The sequence below is a fragment of the Streptomyces sp. NBC_00513 genome (assembly GCF_041431415.1).
In the GTDB taxonomy this organism is placed as follows: domain Bacteria; phylum Actinomycetota; class Actinomycetes; order Streptomycetales; family Streptomycetaceae; genus Streptomyces.
On record NZ_CP107845.1, the window covers coordinates 7,400,510 to 7,418,166 of the forward strand.

The following is a 17,657-nucleotide window of genomic DNA, read 5'->3' on the forward strand; positions in this document are numbered from 1 at the left end:
CGCTGAGTGGCGTGTGTGCGTGCGGGCGGGGGGAGGCGGTGGGCGGAGGGATCGGGCGAGCGGAGGTGATGGGCGGAGGGAGTGCGCGAGTGCGCGCGTGGCCGGTCAGGTGGCGGTGACGAACACGCTGTGCCACCCGCTGGCGCCGTCGGGGATGGTCCGGGCGCGCTGTTCCGTCTGCACCTGACCGGCGCCGTCGGTGGCGCGGACGGTGAGGTTGTGACCACCGGGTGTGGTCTTCCAGGGGTAGGACCACTGGCGCCAGGTGTCGGTGGTGTCCTGCTCGGCGAGCTGCGCCTCCTGCCACGGGCCGTCGTCGACCCGGACCTCGACCCGCTCGACGCCCCGGTGCTGGGCCCAGGCGACACCGGCGACCATGACGGTGCCCGCCCCGGTCTGCGCGAAGGGCTTGGGGGTGTCGATGCGCGCCTGTGTCTTGATGGGTGCCTTCCGCGCCCACTTCCGCTTGACCCAGTACGGGTCGTAGGAGTCGAAGGTGGTCAGCTCGATGTCCACGATCCACTTGCAGGCGGAGACGTAGCCGTACAGCCCCGGGACGACCATGCGCACGGGGAAACCGTGGTCGAACGGCAACGGTTCGCCGTTCATCCCGACCGCGAGCATCGCGTCCCGTCCGTCCAACAGATCCTCGACCGGCGTGCCCAGGGTCATGCCGTCCACGGACCGGGCCACCAGCTGATCGGCGGGACCACCCTTCGAGGGCGCTTTGACTCCCGCCTCCCTCAACAGGTCGGCGAGGCGTACGCCGAGCCAGCGGGCGTTGCCCACGTACGGGCCACCCACCTCGTTCGACACGCACGTCAAGGTGATGTTCCGCTCGATGAGGGGTCGATCCAGCAGGTCCTGGAAGGTGTAGGTGCGCGGGCGGGGTACGCCCTTGCCGTGGATCCGCAACCGCCAGGTGTCCGCGTCCACCCTCGGGACGACCAGAGCGGTGTCTACGCGGTAGAAGTCCTTGTTCGGGGTGGTGAAGGCGCTGATCCCGGGGATCCGCAGCGCCGCGCGGGCCGGTGTCGCGGCGGCTGCCGAGGCCGGGGCGGGGAGCTTAACGGCCGCCCGGGAGGCGGCAGCCCCCTGACCGCTGCGGCCGGTCAGCGTCCTGCCGAGGGCCCCTGCCCCGGTGGAGGCCAGGGCGGTGATGCCCGCGGTGATCAGGAAGCCGCGCCGGTTCCACCCGGTGCCCTGCCCGGCCGCGTCCCCGGCGGCCCGGCCGTCGGGGGCCGGATCCGTGGAGGCGGTCCCGTTCGCTGCGTTCAGCTTGCCGATCAGTACGTACAGGACGAGCGCCCCGGCCACGGCGCCCAGCAGCGAAGGCAGGACGTCGCCCGCCCCGGCCGAGTCCGGCCGGGTCAGCGCGGCGCCGGCGCCGACGAGCCCGAACAGCAGGATGCCGACCGATCCCGTACGTCGATGGCGCAGCGCGAACAGGCCCAGCAGCGCGGCCAGGAGCCCGATGGTGGCCAGGATCCCGAGCTGGAGCACCAGCTTGTCGTTCTGTCCGAACGTGCGGATCGCATAGTCCTTGAGCCACGCCGGTGTCTGATCGATGGCGGCTCCGCCGACCACGGTGACGGGGCCGGCCTGGGGCCGTACCAGAGAGGCGGCCAGTTCGCCCACGGCCAGAGCCGTGTAGCCGGCGAGCAGTCCACTCGCCGCGGCGAGCGCGCCGCGTTTGACGGTCCTTCGGTAGATCCTCACGACCTGCATTCGAGGCCGTGGCTCCACCGGATGGGTCCGCACGCGGATCCCCCGTCCGGGGCACGCGCACCGATTCCGGCCAATCCGTGCGGGATCCGGCGACGAACAAGCAGCGAGACGCCGGACCGGACGCGGTCCGACGAGGGAGCCCCGGCAGGGACGTTTCCTCCCGTCTCCGCACCAGTACGAACCGGATACCCGATGAACCGTATCCACCGAGCGACCGCATGGGGGTGACCACGTGAAACATGACGACGAGCTCCACGCCCTCATCGGCGCCTACGCCCTCGACGCACTCACCGGTGACGAACACGACCGCTTCACCCGACACCTGCGGGACTGCGAGGCGTGCCGCGCCGAACTGCCCGGTTACCTGGACACGGCCGGTCGCCTCGCGGCGGCCGTCGCCCACGCCCCTCCCGAGCACCTCAGGGAGGCGGTGCTCCACCGGATCGACTCGGTCCGCCGGCTTCCCCCTCGGATACCGGAACCCGTCACCTCCACCGGGGTCTTCGCCCTCGCCCGGGGCAAGGCCTGGCGCTTCGGGATCGCCGCGGGCATCGCCACCGCCGCCGTCCTCGGCGGCGTCACGGTGTGGGAGGGCCGGCAGGCGGAGCGGGCCCACGAACAGGCGCTGCGGCTGGACTCCCGCAACCGCGACCTGAGCGCCGTCATCACCGCGTCCGACGCCCGCACCGTGCGCGGCGCCTTCGGCACCGGGGCCACCGCCACGCTCGTGACCTCCCGTGAACGAGGTCGAGCCGTCGTCATCACCGATCGGCTGCCCCCTGCCCCGCAGGGCAGGACGTACCAACTCTGGTTCTCCGACGGGGGAACCATGCGGCCGGCCGGACACCTCGACCACAGTGGCGCCGTCCTGCTGACGGGCGAGATCGGCGCGGCCACCGCCGTCGGCGTCACCCTGGAACCGGCCGGCGGATCCCCCCGCCCCACCGGCAGCCCGCTGCTCCTGCTGAGCCTCCCCGCCTGACCCACGCCACCGCCGGGCCGACCGGCGCAACAAGCGGAGGCAACAAGCGGAAGGAAGTAACCGGAAGGAAGTAAGCGGAAAGCAACAACCGGAGCGTCCGTACCAATCCGCTCCGGCGGGGCCTCCGAAGAACGGAAGAAACTCCACCCCGACCCGTCCGCTCCCGCGAAGGCCTCCCATGACGACCTCGACGCCCCGCCCCACCACATTCGTCCGCGGCACCGCGCCCGCTCACCCCACGACGACCTCCGCCACGAGTCGGCCCGCGGCGGACGTCCCGCAGCACCGACCGGGCGAACCCTCCCTCTGGCCGGACGTCCACCGCCTGCCACCGGCCTCGGCCGCGCGTACTGCCGTGGCCAAGGCCCTGTTGCGCCGCGCGTTCGATCGAATGCCCCTCTCCCTGAGGAGCGACGCCGCACCGACGCGCGACGCCCACGCCCCCCGGGGACCGGAACCCTCCCTCGTCCTGCACGACGCGGACGCCTTCCACCGCCGGATCGGCGCCGACGGACTCATCGGATTCGGCGAGTCCTACATGGCCGGTGAGTGGGACAGCGACGATCTCGTCGGGGCCCTGACCGTGCTCGCCTCGCACGTCGACGCACTGGTGCCCGCACCCCTGGCCGAGCTGCGCCGCGCGTGGATACGTCGCCGCCCCCACGCACACCGCAACACCCCCGTGGGCGCCCGCCGGAACATCCAGCGGCACTACGACCTCTCCAACGACCTCTTCGAACTCTTCCTCGACCCGACCATGACCTACTCCTCGGCCCTCTTCACCGCGTTCCCGGCCCGACAGGAATCCCTGGAGGACGCCCAACACCGCAAGATCGACCGCCTGCTCGACCTCGCGTCCGTGGGCCCCGGGACCCGCCTGCTGGAGATCGGCACCGGCTGGGGCGAACTCGCCCTGCGGGCCGCCGCCCGGGGCGCCGACGTCGTGACGATCACCCTCTCCACCGAACAGCGCGACCTCGCCCGCAGCCGCGTCGCCGCCGCCGGTCACACGGACCGCGTCAGCGTCGAACTGTGCGACTACCGCGACGTCCGGGGCGAGTACGACGCCATCGTCAGCGTCGAGATGATCGAGGCCGTCGGCGCCGAGTACTGGCCCGCGTACTTCGACACCCTGCGCACGGCCCTCGCCCCCGGAGGCCGTATCGCGCTCCAGGCCATCACCATGGCCCACGACCGGATGCTCGCCACCGCCCAGAGCCACACCTGGATCAGCAAGTACATCTTCCCCGGCGGGCTCATCCCCTCCCGCGAGGCCATCCGCACCGAGGCGGCCCGGGCGGACCTGCACGTCACCGCCGACCACGGTTTCGGCGAGCACTACGCCGAAACCCTGAGGCTGTGGCGCGAACGGTTCACCGGCCACACCGCACGGGTGACGGAACTCGGCTTCGACCACGTCTTCCAGCGCATGTGGGAGCTCTACCTCGCCTACTCCGAGGCAGGGTTCCGCTCCGGTTATCTCGACGTACGGCACATCCTCCTCACGGAGGGCGGCGCCCACTGACCGGCCTGCGGGATCCCGTGGCACGCCGCCGCGCGACCGGGCCGCTCCGCGCCCCGGTCGACACCCCGCAGGACGCGGAGGACGATGATGAGGGAGACGGGTGCCTCACCGCCCGGTACGCCGGCCGCACGCCCATGACGGCGCCGTCCGCCGACCGCGGAGCCCTGTCGAGGGGGTCATGCACGACGTTCCCTGACACCGCGGGAGAACCAACGATGAAATGCGCAGCGAAGAAGAGGAGCCGTGCCCGGGCCTGCCGATCGCTCCTGGCGGCCCTGGTGTTGTCGGGTGGTGCGCCGGCCGGCGCCGGATCGGCCGTGGCGGCCGACCAGGCGACGCCACAGCGGGCTCCCGCCGCACAGTGCAAGGGCGACCAACTGACGGTCAGCGGGACCTCGGGAACCGGGCAGGCGCGGGTCACCGTCGTCAACAAGGGCCCCAAGGCGTGCGTGCTGTCGGGCTTCCCCACCATCGCACTCGCCGGCCAGGGCGCACCCAACCGGAACAAGCCGCTCAGCGTGTCCCGGACGGGCAGCGCGAAGCCCGTACAACTCGCGGTCGGCGGCCGGGCGGCGTCCCAACTCACCTTCCCGCCGGTCCTCGGCGAGGCCGACGGCTACTGCGCCTCCGGTGCCAAGCCGATCGCCGCGCCCACGATGGTCGTCGGCGTCGCCGGCACCAAGACCCAGATCGCCCCGAGCGACGGCGGCAACTTCGCGGTCTGCGGCAACAGCGTCCGCGCCACCGCCTTCCGCGCGGCCTGACGTCGAGCCACCCACCGGCCCACGCTTCCCCGTCCTGGATTCTTCATCAAGGACACCGCCACCGCGCCCCACCCGTGAACCGCGGTCGCACCGCCGCGTGAAGCCGGGCGTGGTCAGGGTCGGTCGTGCCAGGAGAGCGCCGAGATCCGCCAGCCCTCCGGGGTGCGGACGAACTGGATGGTCTTGGTTCCCCCGCCCTCGAACGGTTCGCCGTCCAGGATCCCGGACTTGCGGTACTCCCCGAACCGCGACGCGATGTCCCCGGTGATCTCGGTCCGTTCGGAGGTCTCCCACTCGGAGAACTCCACCAACCGGCCGTCGGCCAGCAGACTGCGACGGGGCGCGATGAACTCCTCGACGGTGTAGACGGTGAACTCCGGGCCGGTCTTCACGATCACACCGCCCGGGAGGACGAGCCGACGGATCCGCTCCACGTCGGCACGCCTGCCGCCCCGGTTGTCGAAGGCGCCGAAGAACTCGGCGGTCAGCAGGTCGATCTCGTTACGCGACACCGCGCGACAGTAACAAGCGGACAGTGGCGAGCAACAGCCCCCGCGCACAGAAGCCATGCCCCCGACGGTCCGCCCCACGAAGCGCCGTCCCGGCCTGCCGGGCGGAGGATGGGGCCGGTGGTGCGGTGGGTGCTTCCGGCCCCGGTGTCGCGGGTCGTCCCGCCGTCGGGCAGGGGCTCAGAGCGAGCCGACGACCTTGCGCGGGGTCACGCGGAGGACCACGCGTGCGGCGTCGTCCTTGGAGGCCGGGTTGAAATCGGCGTACTCCTTGCCCGTGTACTTGCGGGAGAGGGCGTCGATCAGTTCCTGCCCGCCTTCGGTGGTGAGGGAGACGGTGCCTCGCACCTCGGCATACGTGTAGGGGGCGTTGGGCGGGTTGATGATGACCGTGGCCCGCGGGTCGCGGCGAAGGTTCGCCTCCTTGCGACGGCCGACGGTGGTGGAGATCAACAGGTCGTCGCCGTCACGGGCCAACCAGGTGACGGAGAGCTGCGGGCTGCCGTCGGGCTGGATCGTGGCCACCGTCGCGAAGACCGGGGTGTCGTCGATCAGCTTCTTGAGGTCGTCGGAGAGTGCTTCTGACACGGGACGGGTTCCTTTCCCACGATGAGCGCTGTCGTCGAAGATCAGCGAGAACAGCCTGCGGACGCCCGTGGTCCGCGGCAAGCCGGGAGGCGGCCGTGGAAGGCCGGTTGCCCGGCCGTGTGACGGGCGGTTGCCCGGCGGGCGACGGCCCCGATCGCGCCCCCGGGCCGGGCGGAGCCGCGCAGGACAGCGGCAACGTGTCGTCGGCCGCCGCCCGCCGTGTTCACTCGGACGAGTGAGTGGCCCGCCGTCCCTCGGGACGGCGGGCCGCACCGCTCACGCCTGGATCAGGTGGGCCACGTTCTGCGGGTCCAGGCCGGTCAGCTGGACGATCCGGGGCGCGGGAATGCCGGCGGTCAGGGCCCGGTGGACGAGCGCCTCCCAGTCCTCGGTCGTGTGCTTGTACTCCAAGAGCTCCGCTTCCATGTGCGTGACCGACGGGGAGGCGCATTCCTGGTGCACGCGAGCCGTCTCGTCCTCGCTCAGCGGGACGGGAAGCCGCTCCGCGTCCTCGGGAATGAGTACGTCCGACCCGGCCGGCAGGATCCTGACGTGCTCCGACGACTCCGACGTGCCGTGAGCCTGCAGCCATCCGTGGACGGCGGGAGTCTCGGCGCACTCCAGGGGCATGACGGCGGCCAGGGCCGCCCCGAGCCGCGGGTGTCGCTCGGGGAGCAGGAACAGGTAGGCGTCATCGGCCATTTCGCGAACTCGCTTTACTCTCGATCCGGGGTACCGGGAAACGGGGGAAACGGGGGAGCGGCCTCGGACCTCGTGGTCGGACCTCGTGGTCGGACCTCGTGGTCACAGGGGCAGGACGGCGAGGATGGTCTTTCCCTCCCCCGGCACGAGGGTGACGGCCAGGCTGCGGCAGTAGTGGCGGACCATGTGCCAGCCGAAACCGCCGGCGCGTCCGGCGAGGTCGGGGGTGCGCTCCTGGGGGAGTACGGAGCTGTTGTCACTCACAGCGACGCTCACACTGTCAGGTCCCGAACTCAGCTGGAGGGTGTAATGGCCGCCCCCGTGCCGCAGGGCGTTGGTGGTCAGCTCGGACACCACGAGCTGGAGGGCGTCCGAGGTGTCGGCCGGAGCGGCGGGGTCGAGACTGGCGGCGTAGACGCGGGCGACGTCGCGGGCCCGGGCGATGCCCGCCGCGCAATCGTCCTCGATCACCAGGTCAGCGGGGATTGACGTGTCTGTCGCCTGAATGTCGTTCATGCGCGCACACCCACCTTGTCGGTTCGACCGTCGGACCCTTCGTCTTCCCCGAGTGAGATCCTTTACACACAGTGACGTCGGATTGCCGAACCGGATTGTTCACGGTTCCCGCGGGGGAGGGCGGAGCCGACCGCCGCGGGTCGGGGAGCGGCCGCCCGTACACGAGGTCTCCGTCGATTCATCGTCCCGCTCCCGGCCGGCGGTGTCGAACGGGCCCGGGGAGCCCGAAGCCCCGTGGCGCCGATCGTTCGGCGACCACGGGGCTCCCGGCACGTTCCGTGTGCTCGGAGTGCGGTGGGCTCAGAGCCGGTCGAGCACCTTGCCCAGGTCCACGAACTTGAAGCCGGTGGCCTCCCGCTCCGTGTCCGCCGGGGTGTCCCGGCCGTCCTGGACGACGAGCAGACCGCGCGGGAAGCGCCTGCCCAGCGGGGCATTGAGCACGGCCGCCCCGTCACACTGCTCCGAGCCGTCGAGCGTGGCGTTCGCCGCCGACACCCGGAAGCCGCCCTCGTACGCGTTGTGCTCGTCGACCTCCCGGTCGTAGACCGCGAAGGTGTCGTCGCCCTGACTGGACGCGAGCAGGTGGCCGTCGCCACCGCGCCCCGTGATCAGGGTCAGTCCCTCGACGTCCGCGGCGAGCCGGCGGCCGCCGAAGCCCGGGTCGGCGCCGGCGACGCACTCCTCGGTCTTCTCGTCGTACACCCCGGGGACGCCGTACTCGCGGACCTTGTCGACGAGCTTCGGCGTGCCGGTGAGGTCGGCGGGCAGCCGCCAGATGCCCACGTCCTCCTGGCCCGCGTACAGGACACCGTTGGCCGGGTCGACGACCATGCCCTCGACCTGGGGCAGTTCCCCGGGCTCGGCGCAGGGGCTCCACGCCTTGCCGTTCGGAAGCCGGAACGAGGACGGCAGGTCGAGCGTGCGGACCGTGCGGTAGGTGACGGTGCCGGAGGCCGTCGGGGTGAGTTCGAGGAGGGCGAGCCGGGTCTGGTTGCGGCGGCTGACCAGCGCGTACGAGCGTCCGGTGCGGGCATCGGTCCAGGTGGCGAGACCGTAGGCGGTCCGCTGTTCGTTGATCTCGGCCTGGTCGCTGGAGAACACCGGCGGGGCGCTCGGATCGGTCACGTCGACCAGTGGCCCGCCGGGCCGGCCGGCCTGCACCCGGTACACCCGCAGCCGGTCGTTCCCGCGGTCCGTGGTCACGGCCACGTCGGCCCGTCCGCCGGACAGGCGCAGGCCGTGCACGAGGTCGACGTTGTTGAACCGCCCCGGGGCGTCGTCGGGTGCGCCCGTGGAGGGCGCGGCGACCGCCTGGACCTGGCGGGCGTCGAGGTCGTAGACGCGCAGTCCGCCCTCCTTCGCGGTGGCGATGACCAGGCTGCGATCGGGATCGGCGGCGTTGCGCCAGATCGCGGGATCGTCGGCGTTGGCGTTGCCTCCGGCCTCGTCGTCGTACAGCGTCGCCGTCTCCGACCGCGGGGTGACGGAGGGCAGCGGTCGAGCGGCCTGTGCCTGCTGCGGCGCCGCCGCGGTCAGGACGACGAGCGCGGCAGCGACGACGGATGCCGCGTGCAGACGGCGCGGAGGGGTCACGGGAACTCCAGACTGTCAGGTACATGAACAGGGCGAGGGTCGAACGGCGACGCGAAGCGGCGACCTACGCGACCCGGCCTCCGCACGTCCGCACGGTGAACACGACACGCCGGTCCCGCACACGTCCGGATGAGGGCGCCCCGAGCGGGTAGACGCCTGGGCGGAGGCCTACACCCGTGAAGCTCAGCGACTGGATGATCACCGCCGATGAACGCGGCAACGCCGCGACCCGGCTCGACGCGCGCCACCCCGACGGAGCCGCCTGGACCCGCGGGAACCAGGTGCGCCCCCTGGTGCACGGCGCCACCTACTTCGCCGAACTGCTGGCAGGGATCCGGGCCCAGCGCGCGGGCGACCTGTTGCTGTTCACGGACTGGCGCGGCGATCCCGACGAGCGGCTCGACGGCCCCGGCACGGAGATCGGCGCCGTACTGGGCGAGGCCGCGCGGCGCGGTGTCATCGTCAAAGGGCTGATCTGGCGCTCCCACCTGGACGGGCTCCAGTTCAGCGAAACCGAGAACCGCCACCTCGGCGAGGAGATCGAGGAGGCCGGCGGCGAGTGCCTGCTCGACATGCGGGTGCGTCCCGGGGGTTCCCACCATCAGAAACTGGTCGTCCTGCGCCATCCCGGGCGCCCCCACCTCGACGTCGCGTACGTGGGCGGCATCGACCTCTGCCACGGCCGCAACGACGACGCCTCGCACCGCGGCGACCCCCAGGCACCGCCCTTCGCCTCCGCGTACGGCGCCCGCCCGCCGTGGCACGACGTGCAACTGGCCGTCCGGGGCCCCGCCGTCGGCGACATCGAGGCAGGGTTTCGAGAGCGGTGGTGCGACCCCGGACCCCTCAGCCGCAGTCCGATGGTCCGGCTGCGCGCGCTCCTCGACCGGGAGGACACGGTGGCGGACCGCCTTCCCCCTCAGCTGCCCGACCCCCGACCGTGCGGAACGCAGGCCGTACAGATCCTGCGCACCTACCCCAACCGGCTGTGGCGCGGCTACCCCTTCGCGCCCGACGGCGAACGCAGCATCGCGCGCAGCTACCTCAAGGCACTGCGGCGGGCGCGGGCACTGATCTACCTTGAGGACCAGTACCTGTGGTCCCCGAAGGTGGTCGAGTCCTTCGCCCAGGCGCTGCGCGACAACCCGGAACTGCGCCTGATCGCCGTGATCCCCACGGTCCCCGAGCAGGACGGACGGATCACGCTGCCGATGAACCTCGTCGGACGGCTCACCGCGCTGGAGGCGCTGCGACGCGCGAGCGCCGACCGCGTCGCGGTCTACGGACTGGAGAACCACGCCGGGACTCCCGTGTACGTGCACGCCAAGGTCTGCGTGATCGACGACGTCTGGGCCTCGGTCGGATCGGACAATGTGAACCTCCGCTCCTGGACGCACGACTCGGAACTCAACTGCGCCGTGCTGGACGAGACCGCCGACGTCCGCCCGCCGCTCGACCCCGGAGGCCTCGGGGACGGTGCCCGCCGCCACGCCAGGGACCTGCGGCTGGAACTCTCGCTCGAACACCTCGACGCCGCGGCCCCCGACTCACGGTACCCGGCCGACCTCCTGTGTGACCCGGTCGCCGCCTTCGACGCGTTCGCTTCGAGCGCCGCCGCACTCGACGCGTGGCACGACGGCGGTGGCCGGGGCTCCCGGCCGGCGGGCCGCCTGCGGACCTACCGTCCGCCCGACCTGTCGCGCACCACGCGCGGCGGCGTCATGCCGTTGTACCGGTTGTTCGTCGACCCCGACGGCCGTCCGCTCGGGCTCCGGCGCCGCAACGCTTACTGAACGGCGGACGGCGCGCGTGCCGCCCGTCAGACGCTCCGCGGTGTTCCGGGCCCGGTGAGTCCCGCGTGGACCGCTTCCGAGGTGATCGCCCCGCCGATCGTGGCCCCGGCCGGGAACGTGTGCCGGCGTTCATGCGGAGCGTCCGTGTCATCGCCCATCGCGACGCTCGCCCAGGGTCAGGACCACCTTCATGACGCCGACCCCTCGGACCCGGCACGCAGCCCGGTGGCCAGGCCCGGGTAGTGGCGGACGAGACCATCGGCGTCGAACTCCACGTCGGCGGTGAACGAACCGGAGGCGTAGCGGACCCGGTGGCCGCCCAGTGGCGTGTACACCTGTCTCGACAGCGTCACGGCGAGATCGGGAACGGACACCCAGGCCATCAGGAACGGCCGTTCCGGGGTGCCCGCGTCCGCCAGGTGGAGCCCGTGCCGCAGCACGGGCATGGTGTTCGTCAGCGGACACAGGCCGAGGTCGCAGTCGAGGGCGCCGTCGAACTCCTCCCGCGGCTGCCCGTCGACCGTCCATCGTCCGGCCTCGTCCCGGCGCAGGTCGAGTTCACGCGTCGCGGCGCCGGGACCGTCGACGATGACGTGCAGCGCCCGCGTGACGAGCCGGGGGCCGGTCGCGAGCCGGTACGTGACCCAGTACGGGCCGTCCACCAGGCCCATCGCCCGGCCCCGCGCCCCGAGACGGTCCTCCTCGAACCTCCCCCACACGGTGTCGTATCCGCCCGAGGCGGTGACCTGCCAGGTGCGAGTGAAGTGTGCGGAGTCGTCCATGAGGAGATCCTCGCGCACGCCTCGACCGCCGTGCCAGGCCACCACGCGCGCCCGGCCGAACCCCTCCCGGCGGAGGAGAGTCCGGCCTGAAGAGGTTCGGCCGGGAGAGGTCCGGCCTGGAGGAGTCCGGTCCGGTCCCTCACATGGCGCCGGCCGAGGCGTGGGCCGGGGGAGGGGAGCCGCTGATCGAGGCCGCGGCGGGCGCGTGCGGGAGGTCGAGTTGGGCCTCCATGTCGTCGAGCGCGCTGCGCATCGCGGCGATCCGCAGACGCAGGCCATCGGCCGGCTCCGCCCCCGCGGCGTCGTCCGCGACCGGTGGGGGAGACGCGTCGGCCGTGTGCGCGGCGCTCTCCCGCAGGGCCTCGGCGGCCTCCATCTCGCGGGCCTCCTCAAGGGAGTTGAGGACGACCCCGATCAGCACGTTGACGAGCACGAACGAGGCGAGCAGGACGTAGGAGGCGTAGTACAGGATGCTGAAGGGGGAGACGGCCAACCCGGCGTGCACGGCGTCGCCCAGACCCTCCAGGGTCATCAGGAGGAAGAGGGTCAGCCCGGCGCGGCCGAGGGAGCCGTAGTGCTGCGGGTCGTGCCCGGCGAAGCAGATCCAGCCGATCATCGCGTACACGTAGAGGATCAGCGCACCGACGAACAGGAAGCTGACGGTGCCGGGCAGACTGCGGCCCACGGCGACCAACAGGACGCGCAACTGCGGCATGAACCGTGCGGTGCGCAGTACGCGCGCCAGCCGCAGGAGCCTCAGCAGGGTGGTGTTCTCCCGCAGGAACGGCACGAAGGCGGAGGAGACGACCAGTAGGTCGAACACGTTCCAGGGATCCCGGAAGAAAGCTTTCGGTCGATCGGCGTGCGCACCCAGGCGGACCAGCATCTCCAGGGTGAACGCGATCACGCAGAATCGTTCGGCCAAGTGGAGTACGGGCCCGTAGTCGACGGAGAGGCCGCTGTACGTCTCGACGCCCAGCAGCGCGGCGTTGAGGAGGATCACCGCGAACACGCCGATCGAGAACGGCGGCGCCTCGCACACCTCGCGGCACCGCGCGGCCAGTCTCCTGCGTCCCGCGTCCACCGCGGTGAGGTCGGTCATCGTGCTCCCTCGTGCAATCCGGCGGCGCCCCGGCCGGCCACCGCGTCGCGTCGCGACGGACGCCGGGGCGATGATCATGTTCCGGCTCGTGTAACGCCGGCCGGCCTGAATCGAGACGCCTTGGGGCGGCACATCGCCCGATCGGGGAGCGCGAGCCGTGCCGTGGTCTTGACACCTCACATGTGTACTGGTGGTGCACACCACTGGTGCGTATCATCGGTCATGCCTCTGCCCCGATTCGAACGCCTGCCCGCCGAGCGCCGGGAAGCCATCCTGGGCGTGGCGCGCCACCACTTCGCCGAACACGGCACCGAAGGTGCGTCCTACAACAAGATCATCGAAGCCGCCGGCTTCTCGAAGACCGCGGCGTACCACTACTTCGACGGCCGCGAGGACCTGCTCGCCGCCGTGCTCGACGGGGTCCTCGCGCGACTGCTCGGCGCCCTCGGCCCCTGGCGACCGGCGTGCGACGAGGCCGAGTTCTGGTCGCGGCTCGACGTGGGCGCGGGCTCCCTCGCCGCCCATCTCGCCAACCACCCGGACGACCTGGTCCTCGCCGACGCCGCCATCGGCCCCGCCCACGAGGGGCCGTGGACCGCCTGGTTCGAGGCGCTGGTGACGAACGGTCAGCAGTTGGGTGTCATCCGCACCGACGTGGACCGGAGCCTGCTGGTGGCGGTCACGTCCGCGGTCGTCCGGGCCGCCGACGCGTGGGCCCTCGCGCGCATGAGGTCCGACTCCGCCGGCCCGCCGGACGGGACGACCGACGCGGCGACGGAAGGCGACACGGGCGCGCCGTTGTGGAGCCTGCTGCGCGGTCTGTGGAGCGCGACCGCGGGCACCACCGACGGGAGGAACGCCACCGATGCGCACTGACCTGACGATCGCCTGGGAGATACCCGCCACCCCGCCCGGCCTCGCCGGACGCCTGGAGCGGTTCACGGGGCCGGGGAAGTCCCGCTCCGAATCGATCGTGGAAGCCGGTTGTTCGTCGCCGCGCATCTGGCCCACCTCGCGGCCGTGGGTCTCTTCGTCCTGTCCGGCGACGGAGCCTGGACCCTGGCCAACAGCGCGCTGTTGCTCGGCGGTGCGGCCACCGTGGAGTTCACACCCCTGCACCTCAAGCGCCCCGTCGCGATGGCCGTGTTGACGGCCGCCGTCCTGATCAACCTCTTCTGGCTCCCGGCGCCGGCGGAACTCGCCTGGTTCGCACCGCTGTTCTTTCTGAAACTGCTGGTCTGCCATCTCGTACCCGAGGCGCCTCTGGAGCGGAGGCGGGGTGTCTGACGCCGCCCGCCCCTGGCGGATCGACACGACCCCGGACCCGGTCGCCTGCGCCCGCACCCTGGCGGCCGCCTTCGCCCGGGAACCGGCCGTGTCGTGGATCTGCGGGCACTCGCAGGCCGTACGGACCCACTGGTTCGAGACCACCCTGCGGACCCACGCCACGCTCGACGGCGCCCGCCGGCATACCCTCGTCGACCCGGACGGCGCCGCGGTCGCCGCCGCCGTCCTCACCCCGCCCCGGGCCACTCCCACCGTCGGCGCCCGCGCGCTCTGGGTCGCCCGCACCGGCGTCCGCCCTCCTGGACCACGTCCTCACGACCACCCACGCTCCCGCGGGCTTCTTCCTCACCACTGCCGACCCGGCGAACGTCCCCTTCCACCGCCGTTTCGGCTTCACCGTGCCGCGGCGCACCTCCCTGGGCCCCCTGGAGATCACGGCGATGACCCGAACCGTCGCCGCCTGAGGAACGTCCTCACGCGGGCCCGCCGCGGCCGCCACCGCCCGGCGCGCCGCTGAGGAATGGTGCATCGCGTAGGAGTCGTACGGGTTTGGCCCGGCGGTATGGGGTGAGACGAGAGGGCACCCCAGGAGAAAGGGAAGCGCAATGAGTGTGGTGGCTCTTCTTGTCGCACCGATGATCCTTGCCGCCGTCCTGACCTACCAGGGCGGCAGTCGGGCCCGGCACCGGGCCCGCTGAGTTCACCGGGCCGGCGCCGCCCCTCGCGCGGACCGCCCGATGCCCCATCGGTTCACCGCCGGCGCGTGAGGCCTCAGGCCCTCGCGCGGCCGGCGGTGAACACCTTGGCCGACGCGGTCAGGCGCAGGCCTTCCAACGTGTCGATCTGTTCCTGGGCCCGGTCCAGCAGCCCCTGCAGTCGGTCCTCGTCGAGTCCGGGCTGTCCCGGCGCCACCACGAGGAGCGTCGCCCACAGACAGGCCTTGCCCTCGGCGCCCAGCCTCAACGCCTCCACCTCGACGAGCCTGCTCAGGCCCGAGCGCCGCACCAGGCGCCCGTTGAGCTTCAGCCGCGCGGCCCGCTCCCCGGCCCAGCCCGCGAGAACCTTGTGACGGCGGGGTGCGTGACCGAGCGCGTGCATGATGGCCAGGAGGTCATGCCGGTCCTGGGCGATCTCGTTCGCGAGCCGCGCCAGCTCCGGCCCGCGGGGTGAGCGCCGATGCGCGCGGGCGATGCGTCGGGCGAGCCCGACGCCGGCCGTGGAGCCCGCCAGGTGGTCGTTGAGGTAGATCCCGAGCATCTGCCCGTGCATGCGTGGTGCTCCTTCGGTCCGGGAACGGCCACGGCGATGCATGCCCACTCGGCGGTCCCCGCAGCGCGGTACTGCGCCACCCGGTGCCGCTTCCACTCGAACGGCGGTCCGGTCGGAGCGCCGACCGGACCACCTCACGTACCGACGTGTGACACCAACGGGCCTACTTCCCCAGTTCACGCAGGGCCGCGGCCGCAGTGGCGCGCTCCGGGCCACCCTCGGCCGTGTGGCGCTGCCGCCAGTACGGATTGTCGTGCGGCAGCTTGCCGGAGACCCGCCCGTACATCCCGAACGTCATGATCAGAAGTCCCATGAGGAAGCTGAACACGACGTTGGTCATGCCGAAGCCGAGCACGTTGGCCGGCCTGCCGAGCACGAACAGGTGGGCGAAGCCGCTCAGCACGAACAGGCCGCCGACGATCATGTTCAGCATCGAGGCGAAGTTTCCCCCGATGAGGGCGCCCACGACCAGTGCCAGCCCCACGGCCAGCGAGATCGCGCTGAGCGTGGTGTTCGTCGTCATGCCGGCGATCCGGCCGCCCGAGGTGTCGAACGGACTCAGCGCGTCCGCGAAACCGAGGGCGCTGAAGGCCAGCAGGATCAGACCACAGACGAGCGCGCCGTAGCGGTAGACCCCGGCGAGCTTGTGATCCACGGGTAGTTCGTCCTTGAGCTGCATGGTTCCTCGCCTCTGACGTACGGGGAGCGGTACGGGGGAGATGGGGACGATCGGCGGTGATCCGAAGCGTCCGTGCCTCAGCCTGGACCCCATGCGACCCGATGTCCACTTGCATCGATTTTGCCTCGGTTTGTCCAATCGGGCGTGCCGATGGACCGCACCGGCGCCGGGCCGTGCGGGCCCACCGAGAGCCGGGTGACCGGCGGGGGTGAGTCAGAATCCGGCGATGCGGGCGGCGAAGAAGGCCGCGAAGAGCACCGCCCCGAAGGCGATGAGGGCCAACAGCACCCGCGGGTGCTCGAAGATGCCGCCGTCGGCCCGTTCCTGGTGGGCCTCGGCGATGGAACCTTCACCGGGAGGGGTCTCTCCCGGCGGGACGCGTCGATCGGACATGGCGTCTCCCTGTCCAGGCGAGGACGGACCGGTGACTGGGGCCCCGGCTGTCGTCCCTGTCTCCACCATGGACGCCGGGGCGCCGTCCCGCACACCGCGTCGATCGTGCAGCGGTTGAACCGATCGGCGGCCCGGCAATGACGGGGTGAAAACAGTCCGGCCCCTCGACGCGAACGTCGAGGGCCGGGCCTTTCGTAGCGGGGACAGGATTTGAACCTGCGACCTCTGGGTTATGAGCCCAGCGAGCTACCGAGCTGCTCCACCCCGCGTCGGTGAACCCCACTGTACGCGACGCCCGGCCCGTCCCTCGCCACGGTGTGCACCGCAGCCGACGGGACGACGGCCGGGGCCGGTGTGTTCCCGGGTGCCGGGTGGGGCGTAGGTGAAGGCGGACGGAGTGCCGCCGTCCCGTCCGTGCCCGGGGGCCGCTGGTTCGGGCAGTGGCCGCCGGGGGCTTGGCCGAGCTCCGGTGGGGGAAGACCCGGAGCCCGGCGCCGCGGGCGACGGGACGGCGGCATCGTGCCGGTCGGCGGGCGCGCGGCCGGGGGGACGGGCACGCGCGCCTGCCGATCTCGACGGGTTGCCGCACCACTCGAGCGGCAACCCGCCGCACGACGCGTATGACCCGACCCGCGTGAGGTAAACCCGTTCCTGGGCAAACCCGTTCTCCCGCCCTCCACTTGACGGCCGGAGCGGTAGGGGTCGACCGTGCGGCGCCCGCCACACGGGACGGTGCGTCAATCCGGCCGGCCCGCACCGGTCCCACGGACGGGCAGTATGTCGGGCGGGGGTCCGCCATGGAGTCCCACGGGGCAGACTCGGACCACACGACCGTGTCGAAGGGCGATGGGACGGCCAGTTGAGTGACACCACCCACGAGGGCGAGAGCGGTCCCGCCGGACTGCCGTGCGTACTGTCCGAGGACGTCGCCCGGTTCATGATCGACCCGAGTCTGCCCCCGTGGGCCATGGGGTCGATCATCGCGGCCATGGTCGGCATCGGGGACACCCGCGGGCTCGTACCGGGCAGCACGACAGCCGAGGAGTGGCCGGAGTGTCGGCTGTTGCCGCTGGGCGAGGACGGGACGCTGGGCATCGTCGAGTACGTCATCGCCGAGGACGCGGAACCGCCGCAGGTGATCGTCACCCGGATCCTGCTGTACTGACCGGACGGCCCGCACGGATCGGACGTACCGCGTCGCGCGGGTTCGGGCCGGGTCGCGCACGACGCCCTCCAGGCCGGGCCGCGTTGACAGCCGACCGGGTGGCGTGCGACAAAGATCCCTGGTCGTGGACCCGGCAGACGCTCCGTCGCGCACCGCGCGACACGCCGTGCGCGCCCTGTCCGCCCGTGCTGACAGAACGCCCGCGATCCATTGTGCCGACAGGCCCGGACACGGGAATAGTTACCCCGACCGACTTCACCGCATCACCGAACGGACGTCT

General features: G+C 72.0%; 18 protein-coding genes and 1 tRNA gene. 7 read left to right on the forward strand and 12 right to left on the reverse strand.

The features are described 5' to 3' along the window. Positions 1-105 precede the first annotated feature (105 nt). Positions 106-1,728, reverse strand: a complete 1,623-nt coding sequence (locus OHA84_RS33320) for a molybdopterin-dependent oxidoreductase (protein ID WP_266953525.1) — start codon at positions 1,726-1,728, stop codon at positions 106-108. Between the two features lie 232 nt (positions 1,729-1,960). On the opposite strand from OHA84_RS33320, the gene OHA84_RS33325 reads away from it, so the two are divergent. From OHA84_RS33325 to OHA84_RS33335, 3 genes are all read left to right on the forward strand, one after another. After that, a complete protein-coding gene (locus tag OHA84_RS33325) occupies positions 1,961-2,710 on the forward strand; it encodes an anti-sigma factor (protein ID WP_266953527.1) in 750 nt (249 codons plus the stop codon). Positions 2,711-2,888: 178 nt separating this feature from the next. Next, positions 2,889-4,235: a cyclopropane-fatty-acyl-phospholipid synthase family protein gene (locus OHA84_RS33330; protein ID WP_266968229.1), complete on the forward strand. Its 1,347-nt coding sequence runs from the start codon at positions 2,889-2,891 to the stop codon at positions 4,233-4,235. A gap of 215 nt (positions 4,236-4,450) precedes the next feature. After that, positions 4,451-4,999 carry a DUF4232 domain-containing protein gene (locus OHA84_RS33335; RefSeq protein WP_266953539.1) on the forward strand — a complete coding sequence of 183 codons (549 nt, stop codon included), beginning with the start codon at positions 4,451-4,453 and terminating at the stop codon, positions 4,997-4,999. Positions 5,000-5,112: 113 nt separating this feature from the next. Here OHA84_RS33335 and OHA84_RS33340 read toward each other — a convergent pair whose 3' ends face one another. The 5 genes from OHA84_RS33340 to OHA84_RS33360 all read right to left on the reverse strand — a co-directional run bounded on the left by OHA84_RS33340 (position 5,113) and on the right by OHA84_RS33360 (position 8,907). Continuing rightward, entirely contained in the window at positions 5,113-5,511 is a 399-nt protein-coding gene (locus tag OHA84_RS33340; RefSeq protein ID WP_266968227.1) for a nuclear transport factor 2 family protein, read from the reverse strand. Positions 5,512-5,688: 177 nt separating this feature from the next. Further along, positions 5,689-6,096: a PPOX class F420-dependent oxidoreductase gene (locus OHA84_RS33345; protein ID WP_266968225.1), complete on the reverse strand. Its 408-nt coding sequence runs from the start codon at positions 6,094-6,096 to the stop codon at positions 5,689-5,691. Positions 6,097-6,372: 276 nt separating this feature from the next. Further along, positions 6,373-6,798 (reverse strand): DUF6003 family protein, encoded by a 426-nt coding sequence (locus OHA84_RS33350; RefSeq protein ID WP_266968223.1) that lies wholly within the window; start codon positions 6,796-6,798, stop codon positions 6,373-6,375. 102 nt (positions 6,799-6,900) lie between these two features. Continuing rightward, positions 6,901-7,314: an anti-sigma regulatory factor gene (locus OHA84_RS33355; protein WP_266968221.1), complete on the reverse strand. Its 414-nt coding sequence runs from the start codon at positions 7,312-7,314 to the stop codon at positions 6,901-6,903. 300 nt (positions 7,315-7,614) lie between these two features. Next, positions 7,615-8,907: a phytase gene (locus tag OHA84_RS33360; protein ID WP_266968220.1), complete on the reverse strand. Its 1,293-nt coding sequence runs from the start codon at positions 8,905-8,907 to the stop codon at positions 7,615-7,617. Between the two features lie 176 nt (positions 8,908-9,083). Between OHA84_RS33360 and OHA84_RS33365 the strand changes: the two genes are divergently transcribed. Then, entirely contained in the window at positions 9,084-10,700 is a 1,617-nt protein-coding gene (locus OHA84_RS33365; RefSeq protein WP_266968218.1) for a phospholipase D-like domain-containing protein, read from the forward strand. 188 nt (positions 10,701-10,888) lie between these two features. Here OHA84_RS33365 and OHA84_RS33370 read toward each other — a convergent pair whose 3' ends face one another. Together OHA84_RS33370 and OHA84_RS33375 are read right to left on the reverse strand one after the other, a co-directional pair. Continuing rightward, complete coding sequence (locus tag OHA84_RS33370; RefSeq protein WP_266968216.1) at positions 10,889-11,482, reverse strand: putative glycolipid-binding domain-containing protein; 594 nt, start codon at positions 11,480-11,482, stop codon at positions 10,889-10,891. A 139-nt stretch (positions 11,483-11,621) separates the two neighbouring features. Next, entirely contained in the window at positions 11,622-12,584 is a 963-nt protein-coding gene (locus OHA84_RS33375) for an ion transporter (RefSeq protein ID WP_266968214.1), read from the reverse strand. Between the two features lie 222 nt (positions 12,585-12,806). Between OHA84_RS33375 and OHA84_RS33380 the strand changes: the two genes are divergently transcribed. Both OHA84_RS33380 and OHA84_RS33385 read left to right on the forward strand, forming a co-directional pair. Further along, positions 12,807-13,460, forward strand: coding sequence for a TetR/AcrR family transcriptional regulator (locus tag OHA84_RS33380; RefSeq protein WP_266968212.1), 654 nt, complete (start codon positions 12,807-12,809; stop codon positions 13,458-13,460). Between the two features lie 108 nt (positions 13,461-13,568). Beyond that, positions 13,569-13,871 carry a hypothetical protein gene (locus OHA84_RS33385; protein ID WP_266968210.1) on the forward strand — a complete coding sequence of 101 codons (303 nt, stop codon included), beginning with the start codon at positions 13,569-13,571 and terminating at the stop codon, positions 13,869-13,871. A gap of 771 nt (positions 13,872-14,642) precedes the next feature. On the opposite strand, the gene OHA84_RS33390 is transcribed toward OHA84_RS33385, so the two are convergent. The 4 genes from OHA84_RS33390 to OHA84_RS33405 all read right to left on the reverse strand — a co-directional run bounded on the left by OHA84_RS33390 (position 14,643) and on the right by OHA84_RS33405 (position 16,481). Beyond that, positions 14,643-15,140 carry a hypothetical protein gene (locus OHA84_RS33390; RefSeq protein WP_266968208.1) on the reverse strand — a complete coding sequence of 166 codons (498 nt, stop codon included), beginning with the start codon at positions 15,138-15,140 and terminating at the stop codon, positions 14,643-14,645. A gap of 163 nt (positions 15,141-15,303) precedes the next feature. Next, positions 15,304-15,819 carry a DUF4383 domain-containing protein gene (locus tag OHA84_RS33395; protein ID WP_266968206.1) on the reverse strand — a complete coding sequence of 172 codons (516 nt, stop codon included), beginning with the start codon at positions 15,817-15,819 and terminating at the stop codon, positions 15,304-15,306. Between the two features lie 213 nt (positions 15,820-16,032). Further along, positions 16,033-16,212 carry a DUF6480 family protein gene (locus OHA84_RS33400; protein ID WP_266968204.1) on the reverse strand — a complete coding sequence of 60 codons (180 nt, stop codon included), beginning with the start codon at positions 16,210-16,212 and terminating at the stop codon, positions 16,033-16,035. A 195-nt stretch (positions 16,213-16,407) separates the two neighbouring features. After that, positions 16,408-16,481, reverse strand: a tRNA-Met gene (locus OHA84_RS33405). Positions 16,482-17,071: 590 nt separating this feature from the next. Between OHA84_RS33405 and OHA84_RS33410 the strand changes: the two genes are divergently transcribed. After that, positions 17,072-17,377, forward strand: coding sequence for a hypothetical protein (locus OHA84_RS33410; protein ID WP_266968202.1), 306 nt, complete (start codon positions 17,072-17,074; stop codon positions 17,375-17,377). The last annotated feature ends 280 nt before the right edge of the window (positions 17,378-17,657 follow it).

Coding starts and splice junctions, on each gene's coding strand:
- OHA84_RS33375 (WP_266968214.1), bottom strand. CDS start 12,584: ATGACCGACCTCACCGCGGTGGACGCGGGACGCAGGAGACTGGCCGCG.
- OHA84_RS33370 (WP_266968216.1), bottom strand. CDS start 11,482: ATGGACGACTCCGCACACTTCACTCGCACCTGGCAGGTCACCGCCTCG.
- OHA84_RS33320 (WP_266953525.1), bottom strand. CDS start 1,728: ATGCAGGTCGTGAGGATCTACCGAAGGACCGTCAAACGCGGCGCGCTC.
- OHA84_RS33330 (WP_266968229.1), top strand. CDS start 2,889: ATGACGACCTCGACGCCCCGCCCCACCACATTCGTCCGCGGCACCGCG.
- OHA84_RS33390 (WP_266968208.1), bottom strand. CDS start 15,140: ATGCACGGGCAGATGCTCGGGATCTACCTCAACGACCACCTGGCGGGC.
- OHA84_RS33350 (WP_266968223.1), bottom strand. CDS start 6,798: ATGGCCGATGACGCCTACCTGTTCCTGCTCCCCGAGCGACACCCGCGG.
- OHA84_RS33395 (WP_266968206.1), bottom strand. CDS start 15,819: ATGCAGCTCAAGGACGAACTACCCGTGGATCACAAGCTCGCCGGGGTC.
- OHA84_RS33355 (WP_266968221.1), bottom strand. CDS start 7,314: ATGAACGACATTCAGGCGACAGACACGTCAATCCCCGCTGACCTGGTG.
- OHA84_RS33400 (WP_266968204.1), bottom strand. CDS start 16,212: ATGTCCGATCGACGCGTCCCGCCGGGAGAGACCCCTCCCGGTGAAGGT.
- OHA84_RS33380 (WP_266968212.1), top strand. CDS start 12,807: ATGCCTCTGCCCCGATTCGAACGCCTGCCCGCCGAGCGCCGGGAAGCC.
- OHA84_RS33335 (WP_266953539.1), top strand. CDS start 4,451: ATGAAATGCGCAGCGAAGAAGAGGAGCCGTGCCCGGGCCTGCCGATCG.